Raw genomic sequence first — 7,628 nt, 5'->3', positions numbered from 1 at the left:
AGCGGCGTACGCTTCAGGAACGGCTCGAGCCGCAGCAGCTTCGCCGCCTCCGCCACGCGCGCCTCGATCTCGGAGCGCGGCTTGCCCTGCACGCGCAAGGGCGAGGCGATGTTCTCGTAGACGGTGAGCGAGGGGTAGTTGATGAATTGCTGGTAGACCATGGCAACCGAACGCTGGCGCACATCGGCACCCGTGACGTCCTTGCCGTTCACCACCACCTTGCCCGTGGTCGGCTTGTCGAGGCCGGCGAGCAACCGCATGATCGAGGTCTTGCCCGACAGCGTCGGGCCGAGCAGCACGTTAAGGGTTCCGCTCTCGAGCGTCAGCGAGACGTCGCGGATATGTGGGACACCCTCGACAGTCCGGGTCACGTGATCGAGCGTCACGGTCATGAGCGTCCTCCCGCTTCCAGCAGGGGAGTTTGCTGCACAGTGTGGGTCCTGATCCAGTCGTCAAGCACGCCGATCTCATCGGCAGATAGTCGCAGGCCGAGCTTGGAACGGCGCCAGACGACGTCCTCGGCGGTCACGGCCCATTCGTTGGCCATGAGATAGCGCACCTCGCGCTCGGTCAGCGTCGCACCAAAGGACTGGCCGAGATCGGCGGCCGATTTCGCGTCGCCGAGCAGCTTGACCGCCTTTGTGCCATAGGCGCGGGCAAGACGTCGCGCGTGCTCGTGACTGAGGAAGGGATAGCCACGCTGAAGCTCGGCGATCAACCCGTCGATGTCGGACACATTCATGTCGCCGCCGGGCAGCGGCCATTTGCCGGTCCAGCCCTCCCGTGCTTTTGCACTGCGCAGATAAGGCGCGAGCCGATCGAGCGCTTCTTCGGCGAGGCGGCGATAGGTCGTGATCTTGCCGCCATAGATCGAGAGCAGCGGCACACCGCCGGGCGTGTCGAGCTCGAACACGTAGTCGCGCGTCGCGGCCTTGGCTTCACTGGCGCCGTCGTCATAGAGCGGGCGCACGCCGGAATAGGTCCAGACGACGTCGTCCGGCGTCACCGGCTTGGCCAGATATTCACTCGCCGCCGTGCAGAGATACTGGATCTCCTCGGCCGTCGCCTTCACCTTGGCGGGATCGCCGTCATAGTCGCGATCCGTGGTGCCGATCAGCGTGAAATCGTCCTGGTACGGGATCACGAAGATGATGCGGCCGTCGGCGTTCTGGAACATGTAGGCGCGGTCGTGGTCGTAGAGCTTCCTGACCACGATGTGCGAGCCCTGCACCAGGCGTACCTTGGCTTTCGCATTGACGCCGGCGCCGCGGCCGAGCACGTCCTCGACCCAGGGGCCGCCGGCATTGACCAGCGCGCGGGCCTGGATCTGCGAGCGCTCGCCGGTCAGCGTATTGACCATGCCGACGGTCCAGAGGCCGTCAGACTGGCGAATCTCGGTGGCGCGGGTGCGGGTGCGAATCTCGGCGCCCTTGTCGGCGGCATCGCGTGCGTTGAGCACGACGAGGCGGGCGTCATCGACGAAGCAGTCGGAATATTCAAAGGCGCGGCTGTAGCGATTCGGGATCAGCGGCTTGCCGACCTCGTCACGCCCAAGATCGACCGAGCGCGTGGCGGGCAGCAGATGGCGCCCGCCGATGTGGTCATAAAGGAAGAGGCCGAGACGCAGCAGCCAGGCGGGACGCAGGCCGGCATGGTGCGGCAAAACGAAACGCAGGGGACGAATGATGTGGGGCGCGATGCCCCAGAGGATCTCGCGCTCGATCAGCGCCTCGCGGACGAGGCGAAACTCGTAATATTCGAGGTAGCGCAGGCCGCCATGCACCAGCTTGGTCGACCAGGATGATGTCCCGCTCGCCAGATCGTTCATTTCGCACAGGAAGACAGTATTACCGCGACCCACCGCGTCCCGCGCGATGCCGCAGCCATTAACACCGCCTCCGATGATGGCGAGGTCGAAGATACGCTCCAACAGACGCTTCCCCTGACGGCCGCCCGTTCCTTCGGTCGGCTACTTTCGCTTTTGATTAGATCACACCGAAAAACGAAAGCAAGATGAAAGAGAGGCGAAGGGAAGCGAAAGCGGAACTATTTTCGGGGCAAGGGGCCGCCAAACTAAGCAGTTTGAGCGGCAATTTGCGAAGCAGCGGCGCCCTTGATTGGTCAGCCCTGCACCATTATAGTCATATTAGTCATATTGGTTTTCGCTCACTTGACCAACCGTAACACTGCACCCGATACGCTTCCGACCGATGACACCTGGACGCTCGCCAATGCCAAGGCGCGGCTGTCCGAGGTGATCGACCGCGCCCAAACCGGCCCGCAGGTCATCACCCGACACGGCAAGCCGAACGCGGTGGTCGTTTCCGCCGAGGAATGGGCGCGCAAGGTCGAACGAAAAGGTACACTCGCCGAATTCCTCCTGGCCTCGCCTCTGCATGGCGCCAACCTCGAGCTTGAGCGTGAGCACGATGGGCCGCGCGACGAGATGCCGTGAACTTGCTGCTCGACACCAACGTGCTGTCGGAGGTTCAGCGGCCGGCGCCCTCCCCACGAGTCTTGGCGTGGCTTGATACGATCGACGAAGATCGCGCCTTCATCAGCGTTGCCTCGATCGCGGAGCTTCGCCGCGGCATCGCATTGCTGGAAGATGGCCGCCGGCGCACGGCGCTGGCCGACTGGCTTGCCCGCGATCTACCGGCACGGTTTGCCGACCGCGTTCTGCCCATCGACCACGCGGTGACGGAGCACTGGGGCGACCTCATGGCGCAGAGCCGTAGAAGCGGCGTCGCATTGTCTGTCATGGACGGCTTCTTTGCGGCGACCGCACTCGCGCATCACCTCACGCTCGTCACGCGCAACGTGAAAGACTTTGCGGCGTTCGGCGTCCCACTGCTCAATCCGTGGGACGATGTCTAAGACCTATCTCAGCCTGACCACGGGCGCCGCCTCGGGCACTGCGTCGTGCGCTTCGGCCTGCGCATCATCGATTTCCCCTGCCTCCTTCGGCATCGCCGCCATCACCTCGATACCCTTGCTGTGGCAGATGGTGGCGAGGCGCTCGGGCAGTTCCTGGTCGGTGACGAAGGTCTGGATCTGCGTGATATGCGCGATGCGCACCGGCGCGCTGCGGCGCAGCTTGGTGGAATCGGCGACCAGCATGACGCTGCGGGCATTGGCGATGATGGCCTGCGCCACCTGCACCTCGCGATAGTCGAAGTCGAGCAGCGCGCCCTCCTCGTCGATCGCGGACGCACCGATGATGGCGTAGTCGACCTTGAACTGTCCGATCAGCTGCGTCGCGGTCGAGCCGACCACGGCGCCGTCGGCGCGCCGCACCGTGCCACCGGCGACCACCACCTCGATGCGGGGATGGCGGTACAGCAGCATCGCGACGTTGAGGTTGTTGGTGATGACGAGCAGATCCTCATGCGAGGTCAGCGCGCTGGCGACCTCCTCCGTCGTGGTGCCGATATTGATGAATAGCGAGCAGCCGTTCGGGATCAGCGAGGCGGCCGCAGCCCCGATCGCCTTCTTCTCGTCGGCGGCAACGAAGCGGCGCGCCTCATAGGCGAGGTTTTCCACGCCGGAGGCGATGATGGCGCCGCCGTGGATGCGGGTCAGCGATCTCCGCTCACAGAGATCGTTGAGATCCTTGCGGATGGTCTGTGCCGAGACCTCGAACCGGCGCGCGAGCTCCTCGACCATGACGCGGCCGGAAGCGCGCGCGATGTTGAGAATTTCGGCTTGGCGATGGGTCAGTCCGGTCACGGCAACGGCCTCAAATCAGGATGATGCATGGTGCGGCGGTTCGCAGCTGCGGTCAATGCGTGCGCCGATCACGGTTAACGGATGCGGCCCTCACCACGCCATGGCGCTCGAAAGGCGCGCCAGCAGTGCCGGATCGTCGAAGGCGCTGGCCGAAGCGATCGCGCCGGCGCCAACCAGGTCGGCATGGCTGAGGCTGGTCCGGATGCCGACGGTCGGAATTCCGGCCGCCGCGGCCGATTGCACGCCGGTACGGGAGTCCTCGAATGCGATCGAGGCCTCTGCCCTCGCGCCGACGAAACGCAGCCCTTCCTGATAGGGCAGCGGATGCGGCTTGCCGTGCGGCAGCTCGGCGCCGATCACGAGCGCCTTGAAGCGATGCGTAATGCCGAGGCCGGAGAGCAGCAGCTCGGCGTTGAGACGCGGCGCGTTGGTCACGGCCACCATGGGGATGTCGGCGCTGTCGGCCCGGTCGAGCAGCGCCATCAGGCCCGGGAGCGGCGCGATCTGCCCGGCCACCAGCGTACGGAAGACCTCCTCCTTCTCATCAAGGATCAGGGCACGCCGCTCCGGCGCCTCGTCGGGCAGAAAGCGCTCGCCGATCGCGACATTGGCGAAGCCTTGCAGCTCCCTGGAGAAGCGCGCGTGGTCGAAGACATGGCCGTGAGGCCCGAGCACCTGGTTGAAGGCCTTCAAGTGCAGCGGGTCGGTGTCGGCCAGCGTGCCGTCGATGTCGAACAGCAAGGCCCTGCCCATCGCTTCCGTTTTGGCTTCGATCATTTCCGTACTTTCCCAAATCCGCGGCGCATTGATGCGCGAGACGTATCAATATGGCCTCAGCCGCGCAATGACGCATGAACATGACGACGAGGTGCCACTCGACAAAGCCGCGCGCGGCTGCAACACTCGCCGCAAGATCAAAAAGGAGGAAACGATGACGATCAACCGACGCGATCTGGCTCTCTCGGCTCTCGCCGTCTCGGCACTCGCGCTCACGACACCGGTGCTGGCGGCCTCGGCCGACGATGAGGCCGTGGCGAAGAAGGTCGAGGCCTTCCGCCTCGCCCAGATCGCGGCTGATCCGAAGGCGCTCGGCGCGCTGTGTTGGGACGATCTCAGCTACAGCCATTCCAGCGGCAAGGTGGAGGACAAGGCGACCTTCATCGCCAACGCTACCGACGGCAAGTCGAAATTCCTGTCGATCGACTACAAGGACCCGACCATCAAGGTCGTCGGTCCCGCCGCGATCGTCCGCTTCCACTGGCTGGGCGAGCAGGAGATGGCGGCCGACGGGAAAAAAGTATCGACCAACCTTCACATCCTGATGAACTGGCAGAAGCAGGGCGACGAGTGGAAGCTCTTGTCGCGCGCAGCAACGAAGTTGTGATCAACGACGCTTGCCCTCTCCCCCCTGTGGGAGAGGGTGGCTCGCCGCGAAGCGGCGAGACGGGTGAGGGGTCTCTATCAACGAGTCGACCTCTCACGATTTGAGTTTGCTGAAGCAACCCCTCATCCGGCGCCATAGCCGAAGCCTCGCTTCGGCGTTCTCTTGCGAACGGCCGCTGAAGGCGGTCGCCACCTTCTCCCACAAGGGGAGAAGGAAAAGGCAGCTGGCATCAAGGGCGGCAAGAATTTCCGACCACGCTTCACGCGTCAAAATGACAAGCGGCAGACGCTTACGCCGCCTCCTTCACGTCACCGTGCAGCAGCTTGCGCGCGGCGCGCTCGGCTTCGCGCGCGTTGCGGAAGAGCTGGCCTTCAAGACGGTTGAAGCGGTGGGATGAGGCGAAGAAGCAATAGCCTCCGGAAGAACGAACGACGATACCTGCGGTCTGCGAATCGACTTCGATGATGTAGCTGTCCGGCATAGTCGGTGGATTCCTCAGTGCGGGCAAATAACGGTGCTCCTGCCCAAAGGTTCCCCAGGCATTTGAGGCCGTTTCCACCCCGAATCGACACGCAACTGAGTACGCCGGGACCTCATCCGTTTTATGACTGGTTCTTGGCGAAGCCGCGACGAGGATGACTCAGTCGCGCCGCGTTTGGCGGCGCTTGCCACGCATTCGTGAGATGAGGCAGAGCGTCGCGCGCGATTACGTCGCGATCGTTGTGTCAGTCGCGCGAACCGCTTGCGGGCGACCGTGTTCGTCGATCGAGACGTAGGTGAAATTGCCGTCGGTGACGAGAAACGGATGCTCCTCCCCGCGACGCAGCGCCCACGCTTCCAGGTGCACGGTGAGCGAAGTGCGGCCAACGCGGACAAGATTGGCGTAGACCGACACGAGATCGCCGACATAGACCGCTTTGCGAAAATTCATCGCCTCGATCGCAACCGTCACGGTACGCGACTTCGCGGCCTTTGACGCAAACACGCCGCCGCCGACGTCCATCTGGCTCAGCAGCCAACCGCCGAAGATGTCGCCATTCGCGTTGGTGTCGGCTGGCATTGCCAGCGTGCGAATGCAGAGATCGCCGCTCGGCTCGGTGTTCGCCTGTTCGTTCATGCCGGTTTCACCTAAAATTGTCCCAGCCCGGATCGGGCGCAAAGCGCGCTCCGAATCGCTCGGCCAGCCCGCGCAGGGTGGACACAATGTTTTCCACGCCGCGTGTGCGGGCATAATTCAGCGGACCGCCGCGGAACGGCGCATAACCGGTGCCGAAGATCATGGCGCCGTCGACGGCGTCGGCATCATCGACGATGCCCTCGCGCAGCGCCGCGACGCAGACATTGGACATCGGCAGCACCAGGCGGTCGATCATCTGGTCGGTGACGCGCGGGCCGGTCTCAGGGAGCGGCGCCTTCTCCGCCTTGCCGTCCTTCCAGGTGTAAAAACCCTTGCCGGTCTTGCGGCCGAGCTCACCCTTGGCGACCTTGTCGCGCAGCCAGGCCGGCGTCGGCGGTAGGAGATCGCCGAATTTCGTGCGCAGCATGTCGCCGACGTCGAGGCAGATATCGAGCCCGACCTGATCGGCGAGCTCGATCGGCCCCATCGGCATGCCGAATTGCTCGGCGGCGGCGTCAATCAGGCGCTGGTCGATCTTCTCGTCCAGCATCACCATCGCTTCCAGCATGTACGGTGTCAGCGCGCGATTGACGAGGAAGCCCGGCGAGCTCTTCACGGGCAACGGCAGGCGGTCGATCGCACCGACGAACGCGAGCGCATGCTTCAGCACCTGCGGGTCATTGCCATCGTGACTGACGACTTCGACCAATTGCAGCCGCGACACCGGATTGAAGAAATGCAGGCCGACCAGCCGCTCCGGCCGCGTCAGGCCGTTGCGCAAGTCCTGAAGCGGGATGCTCGACGTGTTGGTGGCGAGGATCGCGCCCGGCTTCATCCGCGGCTCAAGCCCGGCATAGACCTTCTGCTTCAGCTCGAGCTTCTCCGGCACCGCCTCGATGATGAGATCAGCGTTGCGCACGCCCTCCCCGTCCATGTCGGGAATGAGGCGATCGAGCGCGTCGCGCACGTCGGTCGGCTTGCGGATGATCTTGCCGTAGAGCTCGGCGGCGCGCTTCACCGCGCCCGCGATCGGCTCGGCTTTCATATCGGCGAGCGAGACGCGCAGCCCCTGCCCCGCGCACCAGGCCGCGATGTCGCCACCCATGGCGCCGGCGCCGATGACATGGACATGCCTGATGGTGTTGCCGCTGCCTGCGGCTTTCTTCATCTGCTCGCGCAGGAAGAAGACGCGGATCAGGTTCTGGGCAGTCGGGGTCACCATCAACTTGGCGAAGGAAGCCTGCTCCGCCTTCAGCATCGCGGCCTTGCTGCCGCCATGGGACTCCCAGAGGTCGATCAGCGCATACGGCGCCGGATAATGCTCGCGGGACGCGGCCTTCGCCGCCTCCGAGCGCATCCGCTTGGCGAGCAGCCCGCGCACGAGGCCGACATTCGCAG

10 protein-coding genes are annotated in these 7,628 nt (G+C 64.5%); 3 read left to right on the top strand and 7 right to left on the bottom strand.

What is annotated here, in order from left to right:
• Both MOV74_RS25920 and glpD read right to left on the bottom strand, forming a co-directional pair.
• A partial coding sequence (locus MOV74_RS25920) for an ATP-binding cassette domain-containing protein (protein ID WP_246929197.1) occupies window positions 1-392 on the bottom strand: 392 nt, incomplete at its 3' end.
• On the bottom strand, window positions 389-1,930 hold the full coding sequence (glpD, locus tag MOV74_RS25915; RefSeq protein WP_246929196.1) for a glycerol-3-phosphate dehydrogenase: 1,542 nt from the start codon (window positions 1,928-1,930) through the stop codon (window positions 389-391). The genes glpD and MOV74_RS25920, both read right to left, overlap by 4 nt.
• 240 nt (window positions 1,931-2,170) lie before the next feature.
• Between glpD and MOV74_RS25910 the strand changes: the two genes are divergently transcribed.
• The gene (locus tag MOV74_RS25910; RefSeq protein WP_246929195.1) at window positions 2,171-2,455 is read left to right on the top strand and encodes a type II toxin-antitoxin system Phd/YefM family antitoxin; all 285 of its coding nucleotides are present in this window, start codon (window positions 2,171-2,173) and stop codon (window positions 2,453-2,455) included.
• Window positions 2,452-2,877, top strand: coding sequence for a type II toxin-antitoxin system VapC family toxin (locus MOV74_RS25905; RefSeq protein ID WP_246929194.1), 426 nt, complete (start codon window positions 2,452-2,454; stop codon window positions 2,875-2,877). The genes MOV74_RS25910 and MOV74_RS25905 overlap by 4 nt, the downstream gene beginning before the upstream one ends.
• A 3-nt stretch (window positions 2,878-2,880) precedes the next feature.
• Here MOV74_RS25905 and MOV74_RS25900 read toward each other — a convergent pair whose 3' ends face one another.
• Window positions 2,881-3,729: a DeoR/GlpR family DNA-binding transcription regulator gene (locus MOV74_RS25900; RefSeq protein WP_246929193.1), complete on the bottom strand. Its 849-nt coding sequence runs from the start codon at window positions 3,727-3,729 to the stop codon at window positions 2,881-2,883.
• A gap of 90 nt (window positions 3,730-3,819) precedes the next feature.
• Entirely contained in the window at window positions 3,820-4,506 is a 687-nt protein-coding gene (locus tag MOV74_RS25895) for an HAD family phosphatase (protein WP_246929192.1), read from the bottom strand.
• 154 nt (window positions 4,507-4,660) lie between these two features.
• Here MOV74_RS25895 and MOV74_RS25890 point away from each other — a divergent pair, with 154 nt between their 5' ends.
• The gene (locus tag MOV74_RS25890; RefSeq protein WP_246929191.1) at window positions 4,661-5,113 is read left to right on the top strand and encodes a nuclear transport factor 2 family protein; all 453 of its coding nucleotides are present in this window, start codon (window positions 4,661-4,663) and stop codon (window positions 5,111-5,113) included.
• A gap of 289 nt (window positions 5,114-5,402) precedes the next feature.
• On the opposite strand, the gene MOV74_RS25885 is transcribed toward MOV74_RS25890, so the two are convergent.
• The 3 genes from MOV74_RS25885 to MOV74_RS25875 all read right to left on the bottom strand — a co-directional run.
• A complete protein-coding gene (locus MOV74_RS25885; protein WP_246929190.1) occupies window positions 5,403-5,594 on the bottom strand; it encodes a hypothetical protein in 192 nt (63 codons plus the stop codon).
• Between the two features lie 225 nt (window positions 5,595-5,819).
• On the bottom strand, window positions 5,820-6,230 hold the full coding sequence (locus MOV74_RS25880; RefSeq protein ID WP_246929189.1) for an acyl-CoA thioesterase: 411 nt from the start codon (window positions 6,228-6,230) through the stop codon (window positions 5,820-5,822).
• Window positions 6,231-6,237: 7 nt separating this feature from the next.
• Window positions 6,238-7,628: 3-hydroxyacyl-CoA dehydrogenase family protein (locus tag MOV74_RS25875; RefSeq protein WP_246929188.1), on the bottom strand; the 1,391-nt coding region annotated here is incomplete at its 5' end.

It is taken from the genome of Bradyrhizobium sp. SHOUNA76, from assembly GCF_023006445.1.
Taxonomy (GTDB): Bacteria; Pseudomonadota; Alphaproteobacteria; order Rhizobiales; family Xanthobacteraceae; genus Bradyrhizobium.
This window is presented reverse-complemented; position numbering and strand designations above follow the sequence as displayed.

Bases quoted from the DNA above. Each gene is read 5' to 3' on its own strand.
- MOV74_RS25885 (WP_246929190.1), bottom strand. From the start codon at position 5,594: ATGCCGGACAGCTACATCATCGAAGTCGATTCGCAGACCGCAGGTATC.
- MOV74_RS25880 (WP_246929189.1), bottom strand. From the start codon at position 6,230: ATGAACGAACAGGCGAACACCGAGCCGAGCGGCGATCTCTGCATTCGC.
- MOV74_RS25895 (WP_246929192.1), bottom strand. From the start codon at position 4,506: ATGATCGAAGCCAAAACGGAAGCGATGGGCAGGGCCTTGCTGTTCGAC.
- MOV74_RS25890 (WP_246929191.1), top strand. From the start codon at position 4,661: ATGACGATCAACCGACGCGATCTGGCTCTCTCGGCTCTCGCCGTCTCG.